The organism is Corallincola spongiicola, from assembly GCF_004284785.1.
GTDB lineage: Bacteria > Pseudomonadota > Gammaproteobacteria > Enterobacterales > Neiellaceae > Corallincola > Corallincola holothuriorum.
The window spans coordinates 647,525-671,951 of record NZ_SHLY01000001.1 but is presented as its reverse complement, the minus strand read 5'-3'; the positions used below and the strand labels follow the sequence as shown (position 1 = coordinate 671,951).

General features: G+C 46.9%; 24 protein-coding genes and 1 tRNA gene. 18 read left to right on the top strand and 7 right to left on the bottom strand.

Features of this window, described 5'->3' with window-relative positions; genetic code table 11:
* The first annotated feature begins 6 nt into the window (after nt 1-6).
* The 3 genes from rpmI to EXY25_RS02905 all read left to right on the top strand — a co-directional run bounded on the left by rpmI (nt 7) and on the right by EXY25_RS02905 (nt 1,420).
* Nucleotides 7-204, top strand: coding sequence for a 50S ribosomal protein L35 (gene rpmI, locus EXY25_RS02915; protein WP_114336517.1), 198 nt, complete (start codon nt 7-9; stop codon nt 202-204).
* Nucleotides 205-218: 14 nt separating this feature from the next.
* Nucleotides 219-572 carry a 50S ribosomal protein L20 gene (gene rplT, locus EXY25_RS02910; protein ID WP_114336518.1) on the top strand — a complete coding sequence of 118 codons (354 nt, stop codon included), beginning with the start codon at nt 219-221 and terminating at the stop codon, nt 570-572.
* Between the two features lie 68 nt (nt 573-640).
* A complete protein-coding gene (locus EXY25_RS02905) occupies nt 641-1,420 on the top strand; it encodes a TatD family hydrolase (protein ID WP_114336519.1) in 780 nt (259 codons plus the stop codon).
* Nucleotides 1,421-1,459: 39 nt separating this feature from the next.
* On the opposite strand, the gene EXY25_RS02900 is transcribed toward EXY25_RS02905, so the two are convergent.
* The gene (locus tag EXY25_RS02900) at nt 1,460-3,097 is read right to left on the bottom strand and encodes a hypothetical protein (protein ID WP_130565655.1); all 1,638 of its coding nucleotides are present in this window, start codon (nt 3,095-3,097) and stop codon (nt 1,460-1,462) included.
* A gap of 308 nt (nt 3,098-3,405) precedes the next feature.
* Entirely contained in the window at nt 3,406-4,833 is a 1,428-nt protein-coding gene (gene rsmF, locus EXY25_RS02895) for a 16S rRNA (cytosine(1407)-C(5))-methyltransferase RsmF (RefSeq protein WP_130565654.1), read from the bottom strand.
* Nucleotides 4,834-4,919: 86 nt separating this feature from the next.
* On the opposite strand from rsmF, the gene EXY25_RS02890 reads away from it, so the two are divergent.
* Genes EXY25_RS02890 through EXY25_RS02880 form a run of 3 tightly spaced genes read left to right on the top strand, consistent with a single transcriptional unit; the run spans nt 4,920 to nt 7,228 of the window.
* Nucleotides 4,920-6,149: a nucleoside recognition domain-containing protein gene (locus EXY25_RS02890; RefSeq protein ID WP_130565653.1), complete on the top strand. Its 1,230-nt coding sequence runs from the start codon at nt 4,920-4,922 to the stop codon at nt 6,147-6,149.
* Nucleotides 6,150-6,208: 59 nt separating this feature from the next.
* Nucleotides 6,209-6,466: a YebG family protein gene (locus tag EXY25_RS02885; RefSeq protein WP_114336523.1), complete on the top strand. Its 258-nt coding sequence runs from the start codon at nt 6,209-6,211 to the stop codon at nt 6,464-6,466.
* Between the two features lie 6 nt (nt 6,467-6,472).
* Complete coding sequence (locus EXY25_RS02880) at nt 6,473-7,228, top strand: Nif3-like dinuclear metal center hexameric protein (RefSeq protein WP_281275285.1); 756 nt, start codon at nt 6,473-6,475, stop codon at nt 7,226-7,228.
* Nucleotides 7,229-7,239: 11 nt separating this feature from the next.
* Here the strand turns inward: EXY25_RS02880 and EXY25_RS02875 are convergent, their stop codons facing one another.
* Together EXY25_RS02875 and EXY25_RS02870 are read right to left on the bottom strand one after the other, a co-directional pair.
* Nucleotides 7,240-7,995: an ElyC/SanA/YdcF family protein gene (locus EXY25_RS02875; protein WP_130565652.1), complete on the bottom strand. Its 756-nt coding sequence runs from the start codon at nt 7,993-7,995 to the stop codon at nt 7,240-7,242.
* Between the two features lie 44 nt (nt 7,996-8,039).
* Complete coding sequence (locus EXY25_RS02870) at nt 8,040-8,768, bottom strand: type 2 periplasmic-binding domain-containing protein (protein ID WP_130565651.1); 729 nt, start codon at nt 8,766-8,768, stop codon at nt 8,040-8,042.
* 258 nt (nt 8,769-9,026) lie between these two features.
* On the opposite strand from EXY25_RS02870, the gene EXY25_RS02865 reads away from it, so the two are divergent.
* Nucleotides 9,027-10,757: a glycoside hydrolase family 36 protein gene (locus tag EXY25_RS02865; RefSeq protein ID WP_130565650.1), complete on the top strand. Its 1,731-nt coding sequence runs from the start codon at nt 9,027-9,029 to the stop codon at nt 10,755-10,757.
* Here the strand turns inward: EXY25_RS02865 and EXY25_RS02860 are convergent.
* Together EXY25_RS02860 and EXY25_RS02855 are read right to left on the bottom strand one after the other, a co-directional pair.
* Nucleotides 10,747-11,268, bottom strand: coding sequence for a hypothetical protein (locus EXY25_RS02860; protein ID WP_130565649.1), 522 nt, complete (start codon nt 11,266-11,268; stop codon nt 10,747-10,749). The two genes, EXY25_RS02865 and EXY25_RS02860, sit on opposite strands and share 11 nt — an antisense overlap.
* 249 nt (nt 11,269-11,517) lie before the next feature.
* Nucleotides 11,518-11,594, bottom strand: a tRNA-Val gene (locus EXY25_RS02855).
* A gap of 241 nt (nt 11,595-11,835) precedes the next feature.
* On the opposite strand from EXY25_RS02855, the gene pheS reads away from it, so the two are divergent.
* The 11 genes from pheS (at nt 11,836) to EXY25_RS02800 (ending at nt 22,941) form a co-directional block, all read left to right on the top strand.
* Complete coding sequence (gene pheS / locus EXY25_RS02850) at nt 11,836-12,816, top strand: phenylalanine--tRNA ligase subunit alpha (RefSeq protein WP_114336529.1); 981 nt, start codon at nt 11,836-11,838, stop codon at nt 12,814-12,816.
* A gap of 21 nt (nt 12,817-12,837) precedes the next feature.
* Nucleotides 12,838-15,219, top strand: a complete 2,382-nt coding sequence (pheT, locus tag EXY25_RS02845; RefSeq protein ID WP_130565648.1) for a phenylalanine--tRNA ligase subunit beta — start codon at nt 12,838-12,840, stop codon at nt 15,217-15,219.
* Nucleotides 15,220-15,221: 2 nt separating this feature from the next.
* Complete coding sequence (gene ihfA, locus EXY25_RS02840) at nt 15,222-15,521, top strand: integration host factor subunit alpha (RefSeq protein ID WP_114336531.1); 300 nt, start codon at nt 15,222-15,224, stop codon at nt 15,519-15,521.
* Between the two features lie 221 nt (nt 15,522-15,742).
* Complete coding sequence (locus EXY25_RS18995; RefSeq protein ID WP_114336532.1) at nt 15,743-15,940, top strand: DUF2517 family protein; 198 nt, start codon at nt 15,743-15,745, stop codon at nt 15,938-15,940.
* Between the two features lie 218 nt (nt 15,941-16,158).
* The gene (gene phrB, locus EXY25_RS02830; RefSeq protein ID WP_130565647.1) at nt 16,159-17,589 is read left to right on the top strand and encodes a deoxyribodipyrimidine photo-lyase; all 1,431 of its coding nucleotides are present in this window, start codon (nt 16,159-16,161) and stop codon (nt 17,587-17,589) included.
* Nucleotides 17,573-17,998, top strand: coding sequence for a nuclear transport factor 2 family protein (locus EXY25_RS02825; protein ID WP_165419233.1), 426 nt, complete (start codon nt 17,573-17,575; stop codon nt 17,996-17,998). The genes phrB and EXY25_RS02825 overlap by 17 nt, the downstream gene beginning before the upstream one ends.
* On the top strand, nt 17,995-18,723 hold the full coding sequence (locus EXY25_RS02820; protein ID WP_130565646.1) for an SDR family NAD(P)-dependent oxidoreductase: 729 nt from the start codon (nt 17,995-17,997) through the stop codon (nt 18,721-18,723). The genes EXY25_RS02825 and EXY25_RS02820 overlap by 4 nt, the downstream gene beginning before the upstream one ends.
* A complete protein-coding gene (locus EXY25_RS02815; RefSeq protein ID WP_130565645.1) occupies nt 18,720-19,967 on the top strand; it encodes an NAD(P)/FAD-dependent oxidoreductase in 1,248 nt (415 codons plus the stop codon). Before EXY25_RS02820 ends, EXY25_RS02815 begins: the two co-directional genes overlap by 4 nt.
* The gene (locus tag EXY25_RS02810; protein ID WP_130565644.1) at nt 19,964-20,701 is read left to right on the top strand and encodes a DUF1365 domain-containing protein; all 738 of its coding nucleotides are present in this window, start codon (nt 19,964-19,966) and stop codon (nt 20,699-20,701) included. The genes EXY25_RS02815 and EXY25_RS02810 overlap by 4 nt, the downstream gene beginning before the upstream one ends.
* A gap of 65 nt (nt 20,702-20,766) precedes the next feature.
* Nucleotides 20,767-21,975 carry a class I SAM-dependent methyltransferase gene (locus EXY25_RS02805; protein WP_246019509.1) on the top strand — a complete coding sequence of 403 codons (1,209 nt, stop codon included), beginning with the start codon at nt 20,767-20,769 and terminating at the stop codon, nt 21,973-21,975.
* Between the two features lie 72 nt (nt 21,976-22,047).
* Complete coding sequence (locus tag EXY25_RS02800; protein WP_130565642.1) at nt 22,048-22,941, top strand: ABC transporter substrate-binding protein; 894 nt, start codon at nt 22,048-22,050, stop codon at nt 22,939-22,941.
* Here the strand turns inward: EXY25_RS02800 and sbcB are convergent.
* Complete coding sequence (gene sbcB, locus EXY25_RS02795; RefSeq protein WP_130565641.1) at nt 22,929-24,344, bottom strand: exodeoxyribonuclease I; 1,416 nt, start codon at nt 24,342-24,344, stop codon at nt 22,929-22,931. The two genes, EXY25_RS02800 and sbcB, sit on opposite strands and share 13 nt — an antisense overlap.
* Nucleotides 24,345-24,427: the final 83 nt, after the last annotated feature.

Genomic DNA, 24,427 nt, shown 5'->3' with positions numbered 1-24,427 from the left:
GGCAAAATGCCAAAGATGAAAAGTAACCGAGGTGCTGCAAAGCGCTTCAAAAAAACTGGCTCCGGCCGTTTTAAACATAAACAGTCTCACCTGCGTCATATCTTGACCAAGAAGAGTACTAAGCGTAAGCGTCAGCTTCGCGCTATGCACTTGGTTGAGAAATGTGATACTAGATCAGTGCAGCGTATGCTGCCATACGCGTAAGGGGAGACTGAACTATGGCACGAGTAAAACGTGGTGTTGTAGCGCGCGCGCGTCACAAGAAGGTATTGGATCAGGCTAAAGGTTACTACGGTGCACGTTCACGTGTTTACCGCGTAGCTTTCCAGGCTATTACCAAGGCAGGTCAATATGCATACCGTGACCGCCGTCAGCGTAAGCGTCAGTTCCGTCAGCTGTGGATCGCGCGTATTAACGCGGCCGCTCGTCAGAATGGTCTTTCATACAGCCGTTTCATCAACGGTCTGAAGAAAGCATCTATCGAGATCGATCGTAAGATCCTGGCAGACATCGCTGTATTCGATCAGTCCGGTTTCGCGGTACTGGTAGAAAAGGCAAAAGCGGCTCTGTAAGTTAAGAGAAAGCTTTATGAATAAACGGGAAGTGTTTTCACTTCCCGTTTTTTGTGTCTGGAGAAAAGATGCTCGTAGATTCCCACTGCCATCTCGATAAGCTTAAGCTTGATGAGTTCGATGGCGATTTGGCAAAAGTGATAAGTGCGGCAAAAGCACAGAGTGTGGAACACATGCTGTGTGTTGGCATTACGCTAGAAACATTTCCTGAAATGCTGCGTCAAGTTACCGGTTTTCCAGAAGTATCTGTTTCCTGCGGGGTTCATCCGTTAGATCAGGACTCTATTTGGCAGCAAAGCAAGTTGCTAGAGCTAGCGTCAGATCCAGCCGTGGTTGCCATTGGTGAGACAGGGCTAGATTATTTCTACGCTGCAGAGTCAAAAGAGAAGCAGAAATTAGCGTTTGCTGGGCATCTTGAGGTTGCCAATACGCTTAAGAAGCCGGTGATTATTCATACCCGAGATGCAAAAGAAGATACTTTAGCCATCATGCGAGCCGGTGACGCTGAACAAGTTGGCGGTGTATTGCACTGCTTCACCGAAAGCTGGGAAATGGCGAAAGCTGCCTTGGATATGGGATTCTATATCTCTATTTCGGGGATCGTGACATTTAGAAATGCGTCGGCGTTAAGGGATGTGGTGAAACAGGTGCCTTTGGAACGCTTGTTAGTTGAAACGGACTCTCCATATCTGGCGCCAGTGCCACATCGAGGTCGACAGAATCAACCTGCTTATGTGCGTGATGTGGCGGAATTTGTTGCAGACCTCAAGGGTGTCTCGTTCCAACAATTGGCCAGTGCCACAACTGATAATTTCTATCGCTTATTTAGTCAAATTAATAGAGGCTGATTAGCGTAGTGGGGGAGTTAAACTCCCCCTATGTCAGGCTTAGGCTTCTTCTTCGTATTTCTTTAGTAACGACTCGAGTAACTCCCGGTCATTTCCTTCTTGCAGTTTCATCGCTAATACTTCTATATCTGTCATGATACGATCGCGTTCCCTCACTGCATTTTCTTTCGCCCCCATTGCGTTAGCGAAGCGCTCTTCAGCCTTAGATAGCTGCTCTAGCAACTCGCTGCGTTCTGAATTTAAAGCGTGATAATCGCGTAGCTTGGCACTTAACTGTTTACGCTCATCCTCAAACTCTTCAATGTCACTACTGAACTTGCTTTCTATGCTCTCTTTGTCAGTGACTAATTTGTCGACTTGTTGTTGTGTCGCGGCTAACTTTTTCTGTAACTCGGCAGTTGAATCTTTATACCCAGCGACCTCTTGTTTTGCTTTCTCATAGGCCGAGCTATGTTTTTCCAAGGCTTGTTGCATTGCTTGCAACTTAGAGCTGAGTTCATTGTTCTCCTGCTGACAGTTTTTGAGTGTCACTAGCTCTTTTTTCAAAGCATCCAAACTGCTATTTGCCTCTGCAAGAGATTGATTACTTTGCTTGAGTTCTATTAGTTCGCTTTCTGTTGTTTCCAGTGAACAACGCTGTTGTTCTATCGTGCTTTCATGACTGCGGAGTGACGCTTCTATCTGCGCTGACTTAGTTGCTTCAGCTTCTATTCTCTCTTTATATTCCGCCAGAGATGTTTCTTTCGCTTCTAGTGCTGCGCTCAACGAACTGATTTTCTCTTCCAGATGAGCAGTTTTTTCTTTCAGTGAAGCTTTCTCTATTAAGCTCTTTTCTTCGGTTGAGTGTTTGCTGCTTAACTGTTTTTCCAAGACGCTATTTTGTGCCTTTTCCGTCTCTAAGGATTGCTCTAGGGATGCGATTTGGTCATTTGCTTTTTCTATTTCAGATTTTAATGTCGCCAGTTCTGCATCTTGCAGGCCACTCTTACTGTCAACGTCTGTGCTAACTTGCGAAAGCTCTTGCTCTAATTGTGCGATCCGATCCTGATCTACTTTTGCTTCAGTTTGATGAGACTTTTTCTGTTGCTCTAACTGTTTACAAAGGTGATAGATCTCTGTTTTTGCCGCTTCAAACTGCTTATGGTACTGATCTGCGTGCAGTTTTTCTTTTTCTGCACTTTCTCTGAGCATTTTAGTGTTTAACTGAGACGACTTTAATGTGGCGATCTCGATACGAGCCTTGCCAAGGTTTTTCTGCAGTAACTGCTCAGAACTGACTTTACTCTTCAGTTGCGTTTCCAGAGAAGCGCTGTGCTTACTCAGAGCTTGAAACTGCTTCCGTAATTCAGCGATATCGTCAATATCTGCAACCGCGGCGTCTATTTCCGCTGACGATGTGCTGACGGAGCCTTTAGTTACGGCGGCTAAGGACAATGCTTGCTGCCACAACTTGGCCGTTAAAATATTTAGTTCGGCCGGAAGCTCAGTGACCGTTTTGTCATCGCTGAGCAGCACGTGGGATTTGGCTATTACGTCACTAACAGTGCCGGGTTGAAAACCCGCTTGTTCGTTAATACGGTTTAGCGTTGCAGGCTTGCACTGGCTAAGCGCATTGGACATGACTTCCAGTAAAGAGATTAGTTGGGGATCTTTTTCAGCGTTTTTTTGCTCACTCATGGCCGTTCATCAGTTCCGGTTGGTAAGAATTTGCCATTTATCTCTCTTACATTAACAACCTGTTATCGAGAGTTGGCTAAACAGGTTTCATGTTACTGTTAAAGATAGAAAAAAATTGTGATGTTGTGGGCAGAAAAAATGCTCGGGACTATTCCGGGTCCCGAGCCTAGGGGAATGGCTCTATGGAAGAGCCGTGCGCTAACTAAAAAAACACAAAAGAACTTGGTCAAACTCGTTACTTTGTTGCTTTAGCTAGCTTCAAGTGTAGACATAGATATTTAATGCACCCAAATTTTCACTTCAGCGCATTACTTAAAAGTCAGACCCTGGTCACGTACCAACTCTCTTGGCAGCTTGTTCTTTAAGCGTGATCCCGTCACCCTGGCTAAACCGATCGGTGTGCCGCGATAGGTACAGATGATATCGCCCCGTTTTGCTTGTGAACGATTTTCTATATCCTTGCCCATAAAATAGGCTTCCGCTTCGGGCGGCGATAATTCATGTTTATTTATCGCTGTTGAGCCAAACGCTATAGCAAATTCATGGGAGATACGTAATTCCTTTCTATGTTGTTCACCCACCTTAATACCGAGTCGGTCAAACTTCATTTTAGGGATCATTGGTAACAGAGCATCGGGAAACAGCCATATCTCTCTGTCTCGCTGCCAAAGGCTATGCCCATCTAGGCTGCATTCATATTGGGCTGTGATCTCCGTTTGAATTTCTGCCTGCTGTTTACGACTGGGGCGGTGGAATGGAAATTTTGCCGGCATCTCTCTGGGGGCTAATAGTTTATTCGGGCATTCTCCATGTTTGCGGAAAGCTGAAACGAAAAAGCCCTCGCTGTCGTAATGGTGTGGCCAGATATGTAAATAGCCTTCTGGGGTTGCAGCTATTTCGGCGCCATCGAAAAGTTCATTTAGTGGGATAACGTCTATTGCATCGCGATAGGTATTAAGTAGATGCTCGCATACCTGCTGATTTTCCTGATGATTAAGGGTGCAGGTAGAGTAGATCAGCGTGCCACCAGGTTTTAGTGCCTTAAAGGCACTCTCCATCAATGCTTTTTGAGTATCACTTAGCTCTACAACGGACTCTTCTGACCAATTCTTAAAAGCATCGGGATCCTTGCGAATGGTGCCCTCACCAGAGCAGGGAGCGTCGAGCAAGATGGCATCAAACATTTGCGGCAAATACTCGCCAAATACGCGGCCGTCATAATGGGTCAGCGCGCCGTTTTTAACGCCACAACGGACGAGGTTGGAATATAGGCCTTTGATCCGGCTACCTGAATACTCATTGGCAACAAGTACGCCTTTATTGCTCATGATCGCGGCAAGTTGTGTTGTCTTTGAGCCGGGGGCGGCTGCCATATCCAGTACTTGTTCGAATGGGCGTTCGCCGACCGCATATGCTAACGCCATTGGTGGCAGCATCGAGCTGGCTTCCTGAATGTAGAATTGCCCATTCATATGCTCAGCAACATTGCCGAGTGGCGCTTCGTTGTCGTGATCGATCCAATAGCCATCCCGGCACCAAGGGATCGACTTCATTGTCCAAGCATGCCGGTCTGCAATGCGTTGGTCATCATCGTGATTGGTTTTTAGGCGATTAAAGCGGACACTTTTTCGCAACGGCCTTAAAGTTGCTTCCAGAAAGGCTTTCATTTCTTCCGGTGGAAGTATTTCTTTAACTTTTTCAAGGAAATCTGTGGGCAGAGTCGTAGGCGTCTTCACTGGGATATGTCATTCTTTTTAAGCTTAAACAAGATCATACCATAGGCAGATGAGGGCAGCTTGAAATCGATGGTGAGAAATAGGATATGTTGAATTTTTTTTGGCTGGCCATGTTTCTTATCGGTGCTGTGTCGGCGATAGGGCAGTGGCTCATAAAGAATGATAGCCAGGTGTTCTCACGCGTGATCCAAGCCCTATTTGATGCTGCGAGTTTGTCGATGACCATCGGTATTGGTTTAGCGGGCTTGCTCTGTTTCTGGTTGGGTTTAATGAAGGTGGCGGAAGCTAGCGGAGTTATCCGCGGTTTGTCGCGGCTGCTAGCCCCCTTGTTTGAAAAATTGATGCCGGAGGTACCAAGGGGCGACCCTGCGATTGGCGGTGTCACGATGAACCTGGCAGCAAATATGCTCGGTTTAGATAATGCGGCAACGCCATTGGGCATTAAAGCGATGCAGCAGCTGCATGAACTAAACCCGAACAAAAAAGTGGCATCTAACGCGCAAATACTGTTCTTAGTATTGAATACCTCCTCTGTCACCATATTCCCCGTTACCGTGTTTCTCTATCGGGCACAGATGGGCTCTGCAGTCCCTACCGATGTGTTTATCCCTATACTCTTAGCCACTGCTGCATCGACCCTGTCTGGATTAATCGCAGTGGCTGTTGTGCAGAAAATCAATTTGTTTAATACAGTCATTATTACCTACGCTGCGGCATTGCTGCTTTTGCTGGGTGCGCCTCTTCTATATCTAATGTCGTTGTCGGCGAATGCAATGGCTAATGGCTCAGCGTTTATTGCCAACTTTACTTTGCTTGGTGTTATCTGTGCGCTGCTCTCGACCGCTTGGTACAAGAAGGTCAATGTGTATGAAACCTTTGTTGAGGGGGCGAAAGAGGGGATTGAGCAAGCATTTAAGATAGTCCCTTACTTGGTCGCCATGCTTTGTGCGATCAGCGTGCTAAGGTCATCTGGTGCGTTAGATAGTTTGATCGATGGCATTCGTTATCTCCTCTCTTGGTTTGCTATCGATACGCGATTTGTTGATGCATTACCGACGGGTCTACTTAAACCATTTTCGGGTAGCGGCGCCAGAGCGTTAATGATCGAATCCATGGATACCCATGGCGCGGATAGCTTTGTCGGTCGTCTCAGCTCTGTCATGCAGGGCTCTACTGAGACAACTTTTTACGTACTTGCCGTGTACTTTGGCGCGGTTGGTATTCAGCGTGTTCGGCATGCCGTGACTTGTGGATTGATTGCGGATTTTGCGGGTATGACGGCAGCTATTGGTGTTTGTTATTGGATGTTTGGTTAATGCTTGCTAATCAGTAAGCAAAGATAGTACTGTATAAAAAAACAGTTAAGGGTCAAGTTATGGCTGTCGTAGTAAAATATGTCGTAGTAAGAAATGGTGAGGAAAAGATGACGTTTACCAGCAAGAAGGAAGCCGATGCTTATGATCGTTTGCTTGATATCGCTGATGCAATGTCATCGTACTTGAATGAAAGTGAATTAGGGCTTGGAGATGACCTTTGTGATGCTGTTGGCCATTATTTGGCGATGAACAAAGACACGGTTGTGCAATTACTTAAGAGCGGTAAATTGCCCAGTGCCCCTGAGTCAAAAAAGTAGGTGGTAATGAGTACTGCAATGGATAGAAAGACACTGATACGATATTTGGATGACTTTCTGGTTGTCGATCAATTTAGAGATTATTGTCCTAACGGCTTGCAGGTTGAAGGTTCACCTGTCGTGCAAAATGTTGTTACCGGGGTAACAGCCAGCGCCGCCTTGATTGATAAAGCGATAGCCTTAAAAGCAGATACTTTGCTGGTACATCACGGCTATTTCTGGAAGGGCGAATCTCCAGAAATTGTTGGGATCAAAGCGAATCGCATCAGAAAGTTAATCCAGAACAACATTAACCTAGTGGCTTACCATCTACCGCTCGATGCCCATCCTGTTGTTGGCAACAATGCGCAACTCGCAAAGCTGCTTGGTATCGCTCAAGCAGAGAGTTCTGATCCGACAAGCGTTCTCGCTACAGGCGCATTTTCGCCGCCAATCAAAAGTGTTGAGCTAGCAGAGCGGCTTAGCCAAACGCTTAATCGAGCACCGTTGCATAGTGCTGTGGTTGATGAGATTAAGAGCGTGGCGTGGTGCACTGGTGGCGGTCAAGACTTTATTGAGCAAGCCGCCGATTTGGGGTGTGATGCGTTTATTTCCGGTGAAGTTTCTGAACGTACTGTTCTTCTTTCGCGAGAGCTAGGTATTGATTTTTTTGCCGCCGGTCATCACGCGACAGAGCGTTACGGCATTAAGGCGCTAGGTGAACACTTGAATGAGAAGTTCGGTCTGGATGTCAGTTTTGTTGATATCGACAATCCTGCATAAGCCGTGATGGCTTAGTGGCCGCCTAGCCATACCCACAAACGCCCCATATATTCGTACCAGGCTTGGCGAGTTTTCCTCATCTGGTCACTATCGGGGCGGTAGTACCACCAATCTCTCGGTTTATCAGGGGTTCCCCGAATATCAGCGGGGACCGGGTAGGGATCTAGTCCCTGGCGTTTAAACAAGTTCACTGCTCTAGGCAAATGGCTGGCCGAAGTGACCAGCGCAAACGGTGCTTGTTTAATAAAGGATGCTGTCGCAATAGCTTCTTCTGATGTGTCCCTTGGTGAAGGTAAGACAACTGCATTCTGGGCCGGAAGTCCTAGGGAAATCGCTACATCCCTCATAACGATAGCGCTGGCGGTATATTCCGCTCCGCCATATCCGGTGAATATCATAATACGGTTAGGTTTTTGATAGAAATGCCGTAGCCCTTCAGTTACTCGTTTAAGCGCGCATTCGTATAATCTTGCTGAAATAACATCGATGGGTAGGCTTTGGTGCCCGCAACCAAGCACAACAATATACTTAGTGTCTTCGGGCAGAGAGAGCACCGCAGGGTACTCTTTTTCAACCGCCGCGATCTGGTAATCACCGGCAGGGGGAATAGAGGTAAAAACGATCAGCAACAAGGTGATTGCAAGCAGGCTGGTGACTATTCTATGGCTGCCAGATTTAATCGCCATAATTAGCGCGACTAAACATAGAAGAAAGATAATGGGCAGAGGAGAGATCCAAGCTGCTGCTAATTTTTTTAATATAAACATCTACTACTCTCTCGAATTACCTATTTTCGTCCCTGAACATCATCTCACTCTCTATCTATCCAAAAGCTTGAGTCTGGCAGTGGGGTGTCGTCACTTAAGAATGGGTTATTTAAATGGATAACTTTTCTATCTTTTAACTGCGCTAGGTGGATCCACTCACCAAAGGCTTCAAAAAAATGCTTCTCAAATGAGCCATTGGCTTTGGCTATTTTTAGTCCCGCGAGCAGGCGTTTTGCAAGAGCGTCATCGCTGCTATTGACGAAAAAATAGCGCGGGAAAGGGTAGTATAAAGCCAAGTGTTGCTCCACTGCCAATCCTGGATGTTGCCCCTTAAACCGTTCTATCTCTTGCCAAGCTTCATTCAAGCCTCTGGGGAAATAATCAACACGCCGCTGCTCGACCATATTGAATAGTTCTTCATATTCCGGATGGCCGATCACCGGGATCTGGTTTGAATACAGTATTTGCATATCTGCCCAGTGCAAACCAAAGCCAGCGATCATGTTGTCTCTGAGTTGGTCGATATTTTCAACTCTACTAAACTTGTCTTGGCTCTCTTGATGGATTAATAAGATCCGATAGCCAAGAAGCCCGCCAAGGACAGGGAACTTCACCGATTGAAACCGTAGTTCTCTTTCTCTGTTTGTGGGCACAAATGCGACATCAACCTTTCCTTGCTCGAGCAAGCGCAAACCTCGAGCTTCATTCACCTTTTGGTTGAAAGCGACAGCTTTTGCTGGTCCATACTGTTCGGCAGTATTGTCCAGCGCCATCTGTAGAAGCTCTATATCATAAGAAAATCGTGCATCATCTTGAAAGTAAACTACTTGCTTTACCTTTTCTGCATGCGCATTGATACAGCAAAAAGCTAATAAAACTATCGAAATTTTTGTAAGGCGTGACTGGCTCATATAGTGCCTCGATGACTGACAAAAAGGTTAGGATATATTTTGCTATACCAATATAGTTATAAAGAACTCAGTTAGTTGACTAGATGATCACAAATTAGATTTGGATCGACAGGAAATATTATGACGTTGCACTCACTTACCGAATCTTCCTCGTCCATTACTAGTGGGAATAACGCGGCAGACCACTTCTTTCTGCTTCGACCGTTTGATGAAGGGGTAATGACTGCTGAGTTAACCAATCAGACTGGCCGTTATCAGACCGTAGACAAAGTGGTTATTTATGATTGGCAACATGGTCTGAATGATGATGCGCTCTTATACGGTGAAGGCTTTCAAATGTTATCGCAAACCGGCGGAGTGCTTGCTAAGCCTGTTGATATTGGTCGTTGTGATGATGGTAAAGCCTATCGGCTGTATGATCCTAATCGAGAACAACGCGTTTACAATCTCTGCGTTCTCAATTCCGGCAACCAATTCATATTGCTTGGCTTTGTCTCTTGTCATCGCTTCGCTGGCTATTTTTCTTTGCGGCATGGAAGGATCGAGGTCACGCTGGATCTGGAAGGGGTGACTCTTGCGCCCCATGAAACAATCCAGTTAGAAGGCTTTTGCTGCCTTGAGGGGCAATACTTAGATCAGCTGCTATCGCAATTCGGTCAATTGATGCAGGTCGCTCATCCCCGAGCGCTTCCAGAGAAGATCCCCCAAGGGTGGTGCTCATGGTATCACTACTACGAAAATGTCACGGCGGATGACGTTCGAGAAAACTTGGCAGAATTAAAGTCATACCCTGCATTAGAGTTCATTCAAATCGATGATGGCTATCAAGCGTTTATGGGGGATTGGCTGACTCCTTCTGACAAGTTTGACGGTGGCGTTCCTGCGCTGATAAAAGAGATTAAAGGCCAAGGGAAAAAAGCTGGGATCTGGCTGGCGCCTTTTATTGCCGAACGCGGATCACGTCTGTTTAAAGAACATCCTGAATGGTTTGTAAAGCACCCCGAAACAGATCAACCGCTAGCGGCAGAAGAGGTGACTTATGGTGGCTGGCGCTGTACGCCGTGGTACATGTTAGACGCGACGCAGTCAGAAGTTATTCAATACCTTAAGCATGTGGTTAGTACAATGAGAAATTCGTGGGGGGTTGACTATTTTAAGCTCGACGCGAACTTTTGGGGGGCCGTTCATGGGGGAAAATTGAGCCGGGAAAACGTGACACGCGTTGAGGCTTATCGTTTGGGCATGCAAGCGATTAATGAAGCTGCCGATGGTGCGTTTATTCTCGGCTGCAATGCACCCATGTGGCCAAGCGTTGGGCTAGTCGACGGTATGCGTGTGTCCGACGATGTTGAGCGGCAGTGGTATCGCTTTAATCAGATACGGCGTGAGACCTTCTATCGTAATTGGTGCCACGGAGCATTGTGGCTCAATGATCCTGATTGTTTGGTATTTAGGGATATACCCGGTCAGGTTGCAAACCAGGCAAACTATCGTCTGCATTTAACAACTATCATCGCTAGCGGTGGCATTCTGATGCTCGGTGATAGATTAAACGCGCTTACCACCGAGCAAAAGTCTTTCGTAAAAGAAGTGAGCCGGCTAATTGATCAAGGCTATGGTGCAGCGCAGTTCGTTGGTCTTGATCAGCATGTTGGTGTGGCGAACTGTAGTGGTGGACGCTTAGTCACATTGACCAATGGTGGCGAAGAAGCTCTGACACTATCAATTGCCCTGCAGAGTGAAGAAAGCTGCAACGTCATTGTGGGCGCAGAAGTGAGGCTGGAAAGTGATTGTGTTGTTGTCGTTCTCGACGGCTATGATGGCGCTGTTATTGAATTAACTAAAAGCTGATATCAATACCGACGGCGACATTACTGTCGCCATGGTTAGGAATTGCGCCAGAGCTAAACATCGTTTGAACCGTTACATCTTTATTGATTAGGTAACTGGTACCAAAGCCGATTGCAAAATCTTTATTCAGTACGCCTGTTTGCTCACCAGCGTAGTAGTGATAGAGCGGGTCATCAGCGCCTATGTTTAGCAAGTCATTTCGTTGCTTGTCATAAAACTGTCCAAAGAGTTCAACTTGATAGCCATCATCTAGATAGGGAATGGCAACCATTGGCAGAGCGACCATTTCATACAGTTTTGAATCTGGGAAGTAGCTCTCCTGGGCTGAAGGTGCGAATTTTGCCTTCTGGTATACGTCACTCAGTGTATTAGTGATTAGCTCATAAGCTGTCGCTGGAAGCGAAAGCGGATCTTGCTTAGAGGTAGGCATCGGTGTTTGCTGATCGTAGGCCGACATAATGAACAAACGTGACCCGTCGAATATTTCGACATCCGCCGCGTTCGCGCTCAAGGAGCAACATGTTGTTAATATCGCTACGATACCTGTCAGGGACTGCTTAACCACTGAGATACACCGATTAATAAACTTTAGACGTGTTAAATGTAAACAAATTTAACAAATCAATCAAAGGGGAATTGATTAAATATTGCTCGGGATCACGAGTGAATTTGTAAGCTACGAAAAACAAAGGGATTTAAATTTTTATGATGTAAAATATTTTGACACTGAAATTGGTTGAAACGAGGCGCAAGGGGAGTTTGGTGCGTCCTAGTGGATTCGAACCACCGACCTCTACCATGTCAAGGTAGCGCTCTAACCAACTGAGCTAAGGACGCTTTACTGCTGCTGTTTGAAGCGGCTCGTATAGTAGCAAATGAATTTTCCTGCGCAAGCAGTTTTTTTGTTTTGACAACTGTTTGGTGATTTATCAGTCGATGGGAATGCGCCAGCCTCATGTTGCAGATCATAAAGTCTGTTTAAAACTGGTCAGTATTGGTGTGGATCAGTTAGAATTCCTGCCTTTATAACGACATAAACTGGGATCTGCGCGTTCTGCGTATAGTTCGGTAACTATCCATGCATAATCTGGAAGCAATTTCTGCTGAGGCGCTAGAAGCGATCTCAAAAGCAGACGACAACGCAACGCTTGAGACGTTGCGTGTCGAATACCTTGGCAAAAAAGGTAAATTCACTGATCTAATGAAAGGCTTGGGTAAGCTAAGTCCTGAAGAAAAGCCCAAAGCAGGGCAGGCGATCAACCAAGCAAAGCAAGCGATCACGGGAGCAATGAATGCTCGCCGCGAGATGTTAAAAGAGCAAGAGCTGAATATACGACTCGCCAGTGAGTCGATTGATGTCACCTTGCCTGGTCGTCGCGCTTCAACCGGTGGCTTACACCCTGTTAGTCGCACTATTGCTCGTATCGAAAGCTTTTTCGGTGAGTTAGGTTTTCAAGTTAAGCAAGGCCCAGAGATTGAAGATGGCTTTCACAACTTCGATGCATTAAACATCCCTGAGCATCACCCTGCGCGAGCGGATCACGATACCTTCTATTTTAACCCTGACATGATGTTGCGGACGCAAACTTCTGGGGTTCAGATCCGCACCATGGAAGTGGAAAAGCCGCCGTTACGCATTATTTCTCCCGGTAGAGTTTACCGCAACGATTACGACCAAACCCATACGCCAATGTTTCACCAGGTTGAAGGTTTGATGGTCGATGAAAATGTCAGCTTTGCTGAGCTAAAAGGTATTCTCCACGATTTCCTTCGCGCCTTTTTTGAAGAGGATCTGGAAGTACGTTTCCGTCCCTCTTTTTTCCCGTTCACTGAACCGTCTGCAGAAGTGGATGTAAAGGGTAAGAACGGCTGGCTCGAAGTCTTAGGTTGCGGCATGGTGCACCCTAACGTCCTTCGCTCCGTAGGTATCGATCCTGAAAAGTATACGGGCTTTGCTTTTGGTATGGGAGTCGAACGACTCACCATGTTGCGCTATGGCGTTAATGACCTTCGCGCATTTTTTGAAAATGATTTGCGCTTTCTTAAGCAGTTCAGCTGATAGCCGAGGAGAACAAGAATAATGAAATTCAGCGAACAGTGGTTGCGCGAATGGGTATCACCAAAATCAACGAGTGATGAGCTGGCTGAACAGATCACTATGGCCGGCTTAGAAGTGGATGAAATTGTCCCTGTAGCGGGTGAGTTCACCGGTATCGTGATTGGCGAAGTGGTCAGTTGCGCTAAACACCCTGAAGCGGACAAGTTGCAGGTTACCAAAATTGATGTGGGTGACGAGGAGTTACTGGATATCGTATGTGGCGCCGCGAATTGCCGCCAAGGCCTTAAGGTGGCTGTTGCCACCGTGGGTGCGGTATTGCCAGGTAATTTCAAAATCAAGAAAGCAAAACTCCGCGGCCAGCCATCGTTTGGCATGCTTTGTAGTGAAGAAGAGCTGGGCATGGCAGAGAGTGCCGACGGTATTCTTGAACTTCCTCTTGATGCGCCTGTCGGCCAGTCTGTGCGTGATTACCTGCAACTGGATGACTCTGTCATTGACGTCGACTTGACGACCAACCGTGCTGATTGCCTGAGCATTGCTGGCCTGGCACGGGAAGTAGGTGTTCTGAACCAAATCGATGTGCAGGGCCCAGTCAGTAATTCGGTTGAAACCAGCATCACTGATGTTTTTCCTATTTCAGTGTCGGCAACAGAAGCATGTCCACGCTATTTGGGTCAGGTTATAAAGAGTGTCGATGTCACTGCATCGACGCCTTTGTGGATGGTTGAAAAGCTACGTCGTTGTGGCATACGGTCTATCGATCCAATTGTCGATATCACCAATTATGTGCTGTTAGAGCTTGGCCAGCCGATGCATGCCTTTGACTTAGCGAAGTTAGACGCCGCGATCACGGTGCGCATGGCTGAAGCGGGTGAGTCGCTAACATTGCTTGATGGCAATAGTGTTGAGCTACGAGACGATACGCTTGTTATCGCTGACGCGTCAGGTCCTGTGGCAATGGCAGGCATATTCGGTGGCGAGCGCACGGGTGTGAATGCAGACACGCAAGATATTTTACTAGAGTGTGCGTTTTTTAGCCCGCTAGCTATTACCGGTAAAGCGCGAACTTATGGTTTGCACACCGATTCCTCTCATCGATTTGAGCGTGGTGTGGATCCCGAGTTGCAATATCGCGCGATGGCGAGAGCGATTGAGCTAGTTGTCGAAATATGTGGGGGGCAGGTAGGCCCTTTGATTGACCGCACTGAAGCATCTCATTTGCCGACACGAAATACTATTGAGCTGCGTCAGAGTCGTCTGGCTCGATTATTAGGATGTAGCATTCCCAATGAGCAAGTTACTGAGATCTTACAGCGCTTGGGGATGTCAGTTGAACTGATTGATGGTGGCTGGTCAGCGGTTGCTCCGAGCTTCCGTTTTGATATTGCTATCGAAGAGGATCTCATTGAAGAGATCGCTCGTGTTTATGGCTACAACAACATACCTAATATTGCCCCAGCGGGAAGCTTAGTGATGGGCGACCATCAGGAAGCTGCGCTGCCTTTAGCAGAGATGAAAAAACTGCTTGTTAGTCGTGACTATCAGGAAGCGATTACATACAGTTTTGTTGATCCTAAGGCGCAAGCAGTGTTGCATCCTGAAGCTGAAGCAATCGTATTGCCGCATCCTATCTCGGTTGATATGTCTGCTATGCGCGTTAGCCTTTGGTCTGGACTCCTACAAGCCGTTAAATATAACCAGAATCGCCAGCAGACACGGGTTCGTATATTTGAAAGCGGTCTTCGCTTTTTGCCAAACGGAGAGAATTTACCGGATCAGCAAGGGATGATCGCTGGCGTTATTACCGGGGGCAAGGTTGATGAGCATTGGGATGATGTGTCATCGAATGTCGACTTCTTCGATTTGAAAGGTGATGTAGAAGCGTTATTGTCGTTAACCTCTGATGCAGAAACATTTAGTTTCAAAAAGGAAGTGAATCCAGCCCTTCATCCAGGGCAATCTGCTCGGATATATCGTGGTGATGTTGCCGTAGGTTGGTGTGGTGCTTTGCACCCGCAAGTTGCGGATAAGCTTGGTATTGATAGCCAAGTTTTCCTGTTTGAGTTGTCATTAAGCAGCGTATTGCAGCGAAAAGTACCTGAAGCTGCGCCTGTTTCACGCTTCCCTGCCAATCGCAGAGATATCGCGATTGTCGTTGAAGAGCAGATAAATGCTGCAGACTTAATAAATGCCTCAAGGAAAGTTGGCGGAAATCAGTTAGTTGGCATAGACTTGTTCGATGTATACAGGGGCAAAGGTATTCCAGACGGACACAAAAGTCTCGCTTTAGCGCTGCGCTTACAAGATAACGAGCGAACGTTAGAGGAAAACGAGATGGCTGCCATCGTGCAACGCGTCGTGGACACCCTGTCCTCAGAATATGGTGCTTGTTTGAGGGACTGATAATGGCGTTGACCAAAGCTGACATCGCTGAACACTTGTTTGAAAAGATTGGTTTGAGCAAACGGGATTCAAAAGAGATGGTCGAATCTTTTTTTGAAGAGATCCGTTCGGCGTTGGAAAGTGGAGAACAGGTAAAGCTGTCTGGTTTTGGCAATTTTGAGTTGCGAGACAAGAATGAGCGACCTGGTCGAAATCCAAAAACTGGCGAAGATATTCCAATTTCTGCACGCAGGGTGGTGACATTTCGCCCGGGGCAAAAGCTCAAAAGCCGTGTTGAAGATGCTATCGACGGTGGTGAATAGTTTTAAATTAGTTAAATTGATGTACTAAAGAAAAGCCACCTTCGGGTGGCTTTTTTGTATCTTTGTTTTGATGACTACTTCTAAAGGGGTGGTTGGTGTAACAAAACTACATTAGGTGCTCATCAAGTGTGATCAACTGCAAATAATTAAATAATTCTTGTAAACTGACTTTGCTTTAGTTACAGTGTGACCAACTTAACACTAAGGCAACGGATTGAGACATGTATATGCGTTATAGCTTCCCTAAAGTTGTGGCACGTCGCATGTTCGTATTGGTGTTAGGCGTTATAGCTTTTCCTTTTGTGTTTAATACGAAAAGGGCTCAGCTGTTTAGTTATCTTCATCGCTACTGGCTCAAAACCAGTGATAAGCCGGTTTGGATGACTCAGTCACAGAGTGTTTTTCGTAAGATTTATTAGCCTTTGAGAAGCAATTGCTTCTATTGAATTTTTGCGCGGGAGTCTTTACTCCCGCTTTTTTTTGTCAAAAATTCAGCTCCGACCAATATTCTCTCACCCTGATCACCTAAAATTAGCCTACCGCGACTGATCCGAACCAGCGTTTCTGCCGTTAACCTTTTGTGTTGTATAAACAAATATGCTGTTGTAGGCGATGTTGATCGGATAAGGGTAGTCAGTTGGCGAAATTAGTTTGGTTCCGAGACGATTTAAGAACGTTGGATAACCCCGCACTCTTTCATGCCTGTGAAAAGGATGAAGGCCAGGTCTTTGCTATTTACGTTATTTCTCCGACGCAATGGCTGCGTCATCACTGGTCTCCGAGCCGCATCGGATTGATTCGACGTCGTATAGAAGCTTTAACTGCCGAACTTGCCGCCTTAAATATTGGCCTTACTGTGTTGATGGCTGATACCTACAGTGAGATTCCAGAGCTAATTGCCAGCCATTGCCAGGCGAACGATATAGATCATCTATTTATCAATAAAGAGGTCGGCTTTAATGAAGGCAAAAGAGATCGCGAGGTTAAAGCTGCCTTGCAACTGCTAGGTGTCGCTACGGTCGCTTATGATACAAGAGCAATACTGCCTCCAGGGTCGGTATTAACAGGGAAGGGCAAGCCATTCTCCGTGTTTACGCCATTTAAAAAGGCATGGCTGCGCCTTTTCAGTAGTGCCGGGGTTAGCTGTTTGCCTCGACCTAAGGCGAGGCAGTGTCACACCCTGTCGTCTAGCAATAATGAAGCGTCTAGTTGGCCTGAAAATATAAACGTCAATAATAGTCAAACAGTAACTGAAGAGCAGATATTAGGTACCTTGCGCCAGTTTGTTGCTGAGAAAGTTAATGATTATCATACAGATAGAGATGTGCCATCCATTGCCGGTACAAGTGCTTTAAGTCCGTTTTTGGCAATAGGAGCTATTTCTGCAAGGCAATGTATTGCCAGATTGCTATATCAGGTCAGCGGTGATCTCAGTGCATTGTCCGAGGGCGAAAATGTTTGGCTAAGCGAACTGGTCTGGCGAGATTTTTATCGTCATTTGATTGAAGCGTACCCGCGATTATCCATGCACCGTTCGTTTAAGCCTGCTTACGACTCGCTACAGTGGTGCAATGATGCACAGCTATTTCAACAGTGGTGCGATGGATTAACTGGGTATCCGTTGGTTGATGCTGGGATGCGACAACTTAAACATACCGGTTGGATGCACAATAGGCTAAGAATGGTGGTTGCCAGCTTCCTTACGAAACACTTACTCATCGATTGGCGCTGGGGAGAGCGGTATTTTATGCAGCAGTTGGTCGATGGTGATTTGGCTGCAAATAACGGTGGGTGGCAGTGGGCGGCAAGTACCGGTGCGGATTCTGTGCCTTATTTCAGGATCTTCAACCCACTTCTGCAGGCAAAACGTTTCGATCCGGACGGCAGTTTCATTCGTAAGTGGGTGCCAGAACTTAAATCGTTAGCCGTACCGGAGATCTTTGAACCGCACAAAAAGGGTAGAAACCTTTTGGCAGGAGATTACCCCATGCCTGTGGTTATTCATGCGGAGGCCCGTCAACGAGCGCTGGCGTTCTATAAAGGAATCAATGATGCAACCTTACCTTAAACGTTTCGAAACGCTGTTTACTAACCTTACTGTTGATAGTTTGGCTCAGTTGGATTCAATCTATACAGAAGAGGTTGTGTTTAAGGATCCCGCTCATACTGTTGAGGGGTTAGATGCTTTAACTGCGTACTTCTCAGGTTTATGCAATGACCTCACTCACTGTCGCTTTGAGATCTTCGAAAGAGCCTTCAACGACAACGTCTGCTTCTTGCAGTGGCAGATGTCATTTTCTCATCCGAAATTGCAGCAGGGAAAAGAGATTCTCGTGCCTGGCTGCAGTGTCCTTAAGTTTAACGACAATGGGATTTATCAGCACACCGATTTCTTTGATATGGGAACGATGCTTTACGAACAAGTGCCGCTATTGGGTGGTGTAGTTAACTTCCTCAAGCGACGCTTGGCTGCATGAGGATCCTGATAACAGGCGCTACCTCGGGTATCGGGCGGCAGCTTGCGCTAGATTACGCAGAGCTTGGTCACGATGTTATTGCATGGGGCAGAAATATAGACGCGCTCAAGCAACTTGAAGGGGCAAGCATAAGGACCCAGAGTGTTGACCTATTGGAAAGCGACCAGGTAGTAGATGCTGTTGAAGCGATGGCGGAAACAGGTTTACCGTCGTTAGTTATTATGGCGGCGGGTGGTTGCGAATATATTAATGACGGCAAGTTAGACACCGCGCTATTTATGCGGATGTGGCAGGTTAACTTCCAAAGCCAGGTTGATTTACTGGCTTTGCTAGCCCCGCATTTAGCCGAAGTTACAGACGCCCAAGTCTATATTGTCGGGTCATCTGCGCGTCTGTTTCCGTTCCCCCGTGCAGAAGCTTATGGCGCTACCAAGGCTGCGCTAAATTATTTTGCTCGTTCATTACGTGTTGACTGGCTAAAGATGGATATTAGCGTAGGCCTGGTTGAGCCAGGCTTTGTTGATACGCCGCTTACCCGTAGGAATGATTTTTCGATGCCGCTCCTAATGCCAGTAGAAGAAGCCTGTCGTCGGATCCAACTCGGGATCGCTAATCGTAAGCCATTAATCACTTTTCCTAGACGGCTGATCTGGTTTTTGCGACTGCTCGCCTGTCTACCCGAGTCTTGGCAGTTAGTAGTACAAAAAAGGTTAATTAAAGTATGAAGCGTATAGCTATCATTGGCGCCGGAATTTCAGGCTTAGTTACGGCGAAACTGCTTTCGCGAAAGCATGATGTCACCCTGTTTGAGAAGAACCACTACATTGGTGGCCACACGCATACTGTTGATGTGGAGGTGGGTGGTAAAAGCTACGCGGTAGATACAGGCTTTATCGTATTCAATGACCGTACTTATCCCAACTTTATCCGTTTGCTTGATCAATTAGGGGTTAAGTATAAGCCCACAGAAATGAGCTTCAGCGTCAGTAATAGGCAGTCTGGCCTTGAGTATAACGGCCATGACCTAAATACGCTGTTTGCTCAACGTAAGAACCTGTTTAGCCCAAAGTTTTATCGATTAATTAGCGAGATACTCCGTTTCAACAAGCTATGTAAGGCACAATCTCAATCCAGTTTGGGTCATGATTGCCTTGGTGATTTCCTTTCTAAGCATCAGTTCAGCGACTTCTTTCAGCAGCATTACATTCTACCTATGGGGGCAGCGATTTGGTCGACCAGCATAGAAGGGATGAAAGCATTTCCGTTGACCTTTTTCCTGCGTTTCTTCCTAAATCACGGTTTGCTGGATATTAAAGATCGTCCCCAATGGTATGTCGTTGGAGGGGGATCGCGCAGCTATGTCGAACCACTCGTTCGGCAAATAGATGGTGATATCCAACTGAATGCGCAAATCTCATCGGTGCAGCGTTTGGAATCCGCCGTCATCGTGAGATTTGCTGACGGCAGTGAGCAACAGTTTGATGAGGTGGTTTTTTGCTGCCATTCAGATGAAGCCCTATCTCTTCTCGCTGATGCCGACGCGAATGAGCAGGAAATACTTTCTGCGCTTGCTTATGCTGATAACGAGGTGGTTTTACATACTGATCAGTCATTGCTTCCGCTGGAAAAGCGCGCATGGGCGAGTTGGAATTACCTGATGGATGGCGTAGATACCGAGTTACCGCAGCTCACCTACAATATGAATATCTTGCAGGGGATAAAGTCGGACGAAACCTTCTGTGTCACGCTTAACGCCACGACAAAGATCGACGCCAGCAAGGTACTAAGAAAATTCACCTATGCTCATCCACAATATACGGTCGCTGCGGCTAATGCCCAAACCATGTGGGGGCAAATTAGTGGTTGGCGGCGTAGCCACTTTTGTGGCGCGTACTGGTTTAATGGTTTCCATGAAGATGGCGTGAATAGTGCTTTAAGGGTCGCAGAAGCATTTGGGGAAACACTATGATAGGTGAGGGGTTATATCACGGTTGGGTTGCGCACACTCGCTTTGCGCCCAAGCGCCACAGCTTCAGATACTATCTGATGATGCTTTATCTAGATTTGGATAACGAAGGGAAGTGGCCAGCCCTGCGGCCTTGGTTGGGTGAGCGTCGGTTTAGTGTGGCGAAATTTTGCGCTGATAGGCACCTTTCCCACCGGTCAGAGTCACGGCTGAAGCAGCGTGTGCAAAGTGAAGTTAATGCGTTAGGCGGCGAAGGAACACTAGATAAAGTTTTTGCACTGTGCCATCCGGCGTACTTTGGTTTTCATTTTAGCCCGATTAATCTGTATTACTGCTACCGCGGTGAAGCGCTCGTTTATATCTTAGCTGAGGTCAGCAATACACCTTGGAACGAACGGCATAGATATCTGATTGACGCAGATAATCCTTCGTCAGCGGAAAAAGCATTCCACGTATCGCCGTTTATGGAGATGGATCAACGATACGAGTGGGCCATTGCAGAGCCAACAGCAACACTTGGTTTTGGGGTGAAGAATCTGCAAAGTGACACAGTGATGTTTAATGCCAACATGCAGCTTAAGCACCAACCGTTAACCCGAACTAATCTAAAACGTATCTTCCTACGTATACCGCTGATAACGTTCAAAATCGTCTTTGCTATCTATTGGCAAGCATTGAAGATTTGGCTTAAAGGTGTGCCTTTTATAGGTCACCCATCTGGAAAAGAGGTGCATTGATGACACGGGAAAAACGCTTACTAACAGACAAACTCTATCAAGGCACAGACACTGCGAAACCTTCTATGCGCGATAAGTTCGCCAAGCAGCTGGTATTTCGACTTTTCAACGAAGTAGAGCATGGCACTGTCATGTTGCTGGACGGTACCGACAGTTGTCGCTTCGGCGAAGGAGATGCTGATGTCACGCTTGAGATACTCGACCCGTCAGCGTACCGAGCCTTTGTTTTTGGTGGCAGTATCGGAGCGGCTGAGGCATACATTCGCGGTGCGTGGCGGTGTGATCATTTAACCCGCTTGATCCAGATTTTTGCCGCGAACCTCCCTAGGTTAGAAAGATTAGAGGCTAAGTTTAGCTGGCTGCAGTCGCCACTGCGTGTGCTCAGTCATTGGCGCCGTCGTAATAGTAGGCGGAACGCGCGTCAGAATATCGGTGACCACTACGATCTGAGTAATGATTTTTATCAGCTATTTCTCGACCCGAAAATGATGTATTCCAGCGCCATCTATCGTACCCCAGACACCAGCCTTGATGAGGCAGCGGAATATAAACTGCAGGTGGTGTGCGAAAAGCTAGCTTTGCAACCGTCTGACCACCTGCTTGAAGTAGGCACTGGCTGGGGTGGTTTGGCCATCTATGCGGCGGAACACTATGGTTGTCACGTAACCACGACAACTATTTCGGATCAACAATATCAATTTGCACAGCAACGGATCAGAGACAAAGGGCTTGAACATCAGATCACTTTGTTAAAGCAGGATTATCGCGAGCTAACCGGCAAATATGACAAAATCGTATCCATTGAGATGATCGAAGCGGTTGGCCACCAATATTTACCGAGCTACTTCGAAAAGATATCGTCGCTACTGAAGCCGCAGGCGACAGCATTAATTCAGGCAATTACGATATCCGATCAACGTTATGTAAAGTACGTTAACAGCGTTGATTTTATTCAAAAATATATATTCCCTGGCGGTTGTTTGCCATCTGTGGAGCGCCTCTCTACCCAGGTTTCCCAGCACAGTGACATGGTGATCAGGCAACTGGAAGATATTGGTCTGCATTATGCGACAACACTGGCACATTGGCGGGAAGGATTTTTTGCCAACCTTGATGCGGTACGCGAGATGGGGTTCTCCGAACAGTTTGTGCGCCTATGGCAATACTATCTCTGTTATTGCGAAGGTGCGTTCAGAGAGCGGGTGATTAGTACGGTGCAAGTGGTGCTAAGTAAACCAGAACATCGAGCTGATCTCGCTTTCTCAGTGAAATAAGCGGAATAACTAACGTTTGTTGGGTTCGCTGCTAAGATAAATTTGATACACAACTTAGCGAGCCAAAAAACCTTGAACTGGCTGAATTACCTAACGCTTATTGTCTTTTTTTGTTTTACATCCGGTGATCTGCAAGCAGAGGCCACAGACAATAGCGGTAAAAAAACGGTACGTTACCTTTTAGGTCACGACGAGGTACGCTTGCCGGATCTGTACCCGCAACATTTACTCCAAGCGGTAATTGAAGGTTGCGGCTCTGGTTACCAACTTGAACGGTCCGAGATCTCCATGTTGCAGGGGCGTGCGGCAATGGAAATAGCGGAAGATCCTGGCAGTTTAAGTGTTGTCTGGACGATGACCTCCAGTGAGCGCGAGTCGCTGTTAAAGCCCGTCCCTATTCCTATCTATCGCGGCCTGCTTGGTTTTCGCGTGCTGGTTGTGCGCCGCCAGGACCTAGCTCGTTTTAGTCACATCCGAACAATAGAACAGTTAAAAGAACTGCGCGCAGTGCAGGGGTACGATTGGCCGGATATTGAGATATTGCGTGCTAACGGGTTACCGGTTGATGGTTACGGCACAACATCTGAGATGTATCGTTTACTCAAAGAAGGGTTTGTTGATTATTTTCCCAGAGCGGTTATTGAAGTGGATAGGGAGCTGGAAGTACTGAATGATGATAGTTTCGCAGTTTTGCCTGATATCGCATTGATATATCCCACCGCAGGTTATTTCTTCACTAATCATAGCGATATCGAGCTGAACAGCTGTCTTACCCAGAGTATGGAAAAGATGATCGCTAGCGGTGACTTTATGACAATGTTTGAGCGTTACTTTGGCCAAAGTCTTAGGCGCTACCGTTATGCAGAGATGGCCACAATTGTATTAGCCAACCCTCTGCTTGAGACGACGCGGCCTATCAATAGAAAGTATCTCGATCATGTCGCAACAGAGGTTTACAAAGACTGAGCGTAATCATACAGCGCATGTAAGATCGCCATTTTCTTCTCATTGTTTTGATGTTCCATCGCCAACGCTTCAAGTTCATGACTAAAGGTCTGAATATCTAACGTGTAGGGGTTGGGCGCAGCAAGCCTTTTTTCTCTGAATGCCTGCCATCTAAGCTGTTCCTGTTCAGATAAAAGGTGAGGGTAGTTTCTGGCCTTAAAACGAAAGAACAGTTCAGCGAGCTGAGGGTCTTCGAAGTTCGGTGTGATAGCGGGTAGATCTTCAACCTTAGTTTGGTGAATCACCTCCATCGTCGCCTTGTCATGATTGCTGGCAAAACCTTGGTAAAGATTTAGGTCTACATCGTCAACATGTCCCTCGTAAGGGGCTTCATAGACGTCAGATAGGGTGTGTTTGATCTGGGCGTTGCTTCGCCACCAGCTAAGGTGCTGTAAGCACGCATCTCGGTCAATCCCTAAGCGCTCAGCATTCTCTGCTGTCAGCATCTTCGCCGGCGCCAATACCGGGCACTTATTCAGATGAACGAGTTTGAGTGGCGGTCGATAGAGTCCGGCATCTGCTTTGGCATAAAGTGCTTCCAATACCTGCTCAGTGCCCATCTTTAACAAAGGGGTCGGATCGCAATTAAGATCGGCAACCACAATGCTGTTCTTGTTTGTCGGGTGAAACATCAGCGGCAGTACCCAGCTACAGCACCCTTGAGCTGCGGGGATCTTCGAAGAGACGTGTAGTAAAGGCTGCATTTTTACAACGTCAATGAGCTTGGCGAGCTCTCGCTTTGATCTCAAGCCATATAGGTAATCATACAGTCGTGGCTGTTTTTCTTTTATCAATTTGGCCATCGCAATGGTCGCACGCACATCTGACAGCGCATCATGGGCCTGACCGTGAGCGAGACCGTTCGCTGCAGTGAGATGCTCTAACTTAAAGCTGGGGGCACCATCTTCCCGCGTCGGCCATTCGATACCTTCGGGGCGCAGTGCGTAGCAGGTACGTACCATATCGATAATATCCCAGCGGCTATTACCGTTTTTCCATTCCCGGGCATACGGATCCATCAAGTTACGATAAAGGGTATTGCGGGTGACTTCGTCATCAAAGCGGATGGTGTTGTAACCGGCGCTGCATGTACCCGGCACACTGAATGCTGCATTCACCCGTTTAATAAACTCAACTTCAGGGATCCCGTTGGCTAATGCCAATTGCGGCGTTATCCCTGTTACTAAACATGCCATTGGTGCCGGCAGCACATCATCCGCTGGCGCACAATAAAACATCAACGGCTCGTCGATCTCGTTGAGATCTTCATCTGTACGGATCGCCGCGAACTGAACTGGGCGGTCACGTTTAGGATCAGCGCCAAAGGTTTCATAATCGTGCCAGAGGATCGTGTTCTGTTTCATGGAGTGTTTTGTTGTTCTTTTGAATTTATGAGTAGGTGATTGTGCAACAATAACTGGCTAAGCGGCGAATTCATTGCGCACCA

What these genes read in the sequence shown, in the direction of transcription:
- rpmI (WP_114336517.1), top strand. Translation starts at nt 7, where the DNA reads ATGCCAAAGATGAAAAGTAACCGAGGTGCTGCAAAGCGCTTCAAAAAA.
- rplT (WP_114336518.1), top strand. Translation starts at nt 219, where the DNA reads ATGGCACGAGTAAAACGTGGTGTTGTAGCGCGCGCGCGTCACAAGAAG.
- EXY25_RS02905 (WP_114336519.1), top strand. Translation starts at nt 641, where the DNA reads ATGCTCGTAGATTCCCACTGCCATCTCGATAAGCTTAAGCTTGATGAG.
- EXY25_RS02900 (WP_130565655.1), bottom strand. Translation starts at nt 3,097, where the DNA reads ATGAGTGAGCAAAAAAACGCTGAAAAAGATCCCCAACTAATCTCTTTA.
- EXY25_RS02890 (WP_130565653.1), top strand. Translation starts at nt 4,920, where the DNA reads ATGTTGAATTTTTTTTGGCTGGCCATGTTTCTTATCGGTGCTGTGTCG.
- EXY25_RS02885 (WP_114336523.1), top strand. Translation starts at nt 6,209, where the DNA reads ATGGCTGTCGTAGTAAAATATGTCGTAGTAAGAAATGGTGAGGAAAAG.
- EXY25_RS02880 (WP_281275285.1), top strand. Translation starts at nt 6,473, where the DNA reads ATGAGTACTGCAATGGATAGAAAGACACTGATACGATATTTGGATGAC.
- EXY25_RS02875 (WP_130565652.1), bottom strand. Translation starts at nt 7,995, where the DNA reads ATGTTTATATTAAAAAAATTAGCAGCAGCTTGGATCTCTCCTCTGCCC.
- EXY25_RS02870 (WP_130565651.1), bottom strand. Translation starts at nt 8,768, where the DNA reads ATGGCGCTGGACAATACTGCCGAACAGTATGGACCAGCAAAAGCTGTC.
- EXY25_RS02865 (WP_130565650.1), top strand. Translation starts at nt 9,027, where the DNA reads ATGACGTTGCACTCACTTACCGAATCTTCCTCGTCCATTACTAGTGGG.
- pheS (WP_114336529.1), top strand. Translation starts at nt 11,836, where the DNA reads ATGCATAATCTGGAAGCAATTTCTGCTGAGGCGCTAGAAGCGATCTCA.
- pheT (WP_130565648.1), top strand. Translation starts at nt 12,838, where the DNA reads ATGAAATTCAGCGAACAGTGGTTGCGCGAATGGGTATCACCAAAATCA.
- ihfA (WP_114336531.1), top strand. Translation starts at nt 15,222, where the DNA reads ATGGCGTTGACCAAAGCTGACATCGCTGAACACTTGTTTGAAAAGATT.
- EXY25_RS18995 (WP_114336532.1), top strand. Translation starts at nt 15,743, where the DNA reads ATGTATATGCGTTATAGCTTCCCTAAAGTTGTGGCACGTCGCATGTTC.
- EXY25_RS02825 (WP_165419233.1), top strand. Translation starts at nt 17,573, where the DNA reads ATGCAACCTTACCTTAAACGTTTCGAAACGCTGTTTACTAACCTTACT.
- EXY25_RS02820 (WP_130565646.1), top strand. Translation starts at nt 17,995, where the DNA reads ATGAGGATCCTGATAACAGGCGCTACCTCGGGTATCGGGCGGCAGCTT.
- EXY25_RS02815 (WP_130565645.1), top strand. Translation starts at nt 18,720, where the DNA reads ATGAAGCGTATAGCTATCATTGGCGCCGGAATTTCAGGCTTAGTTACG.
- EXY25_RS02810 (WP_130565644.1), top strand. Translation starts at nt 19,964, where the DNA reads ATGATAGGTGAGGGGTTATATCACGGTTGGGTTGCGCACACTCGCTTT.
- EXY25_RS02805 (WP_246019509.1), top strand. Translation starts at nt 20,767, where the DNA reads ATGCGCGATAAGTTCGCCAAGCAGCTGGTATTTCGACTTTTCAACGAA.
- sbcB (WP_130565641.1), bottom strand. Translation starts at nt 24,344, where the DNA reads ATGAAACAGAACACGATCCTCTGGCACGATTATGAAACCTTTGGCGCT.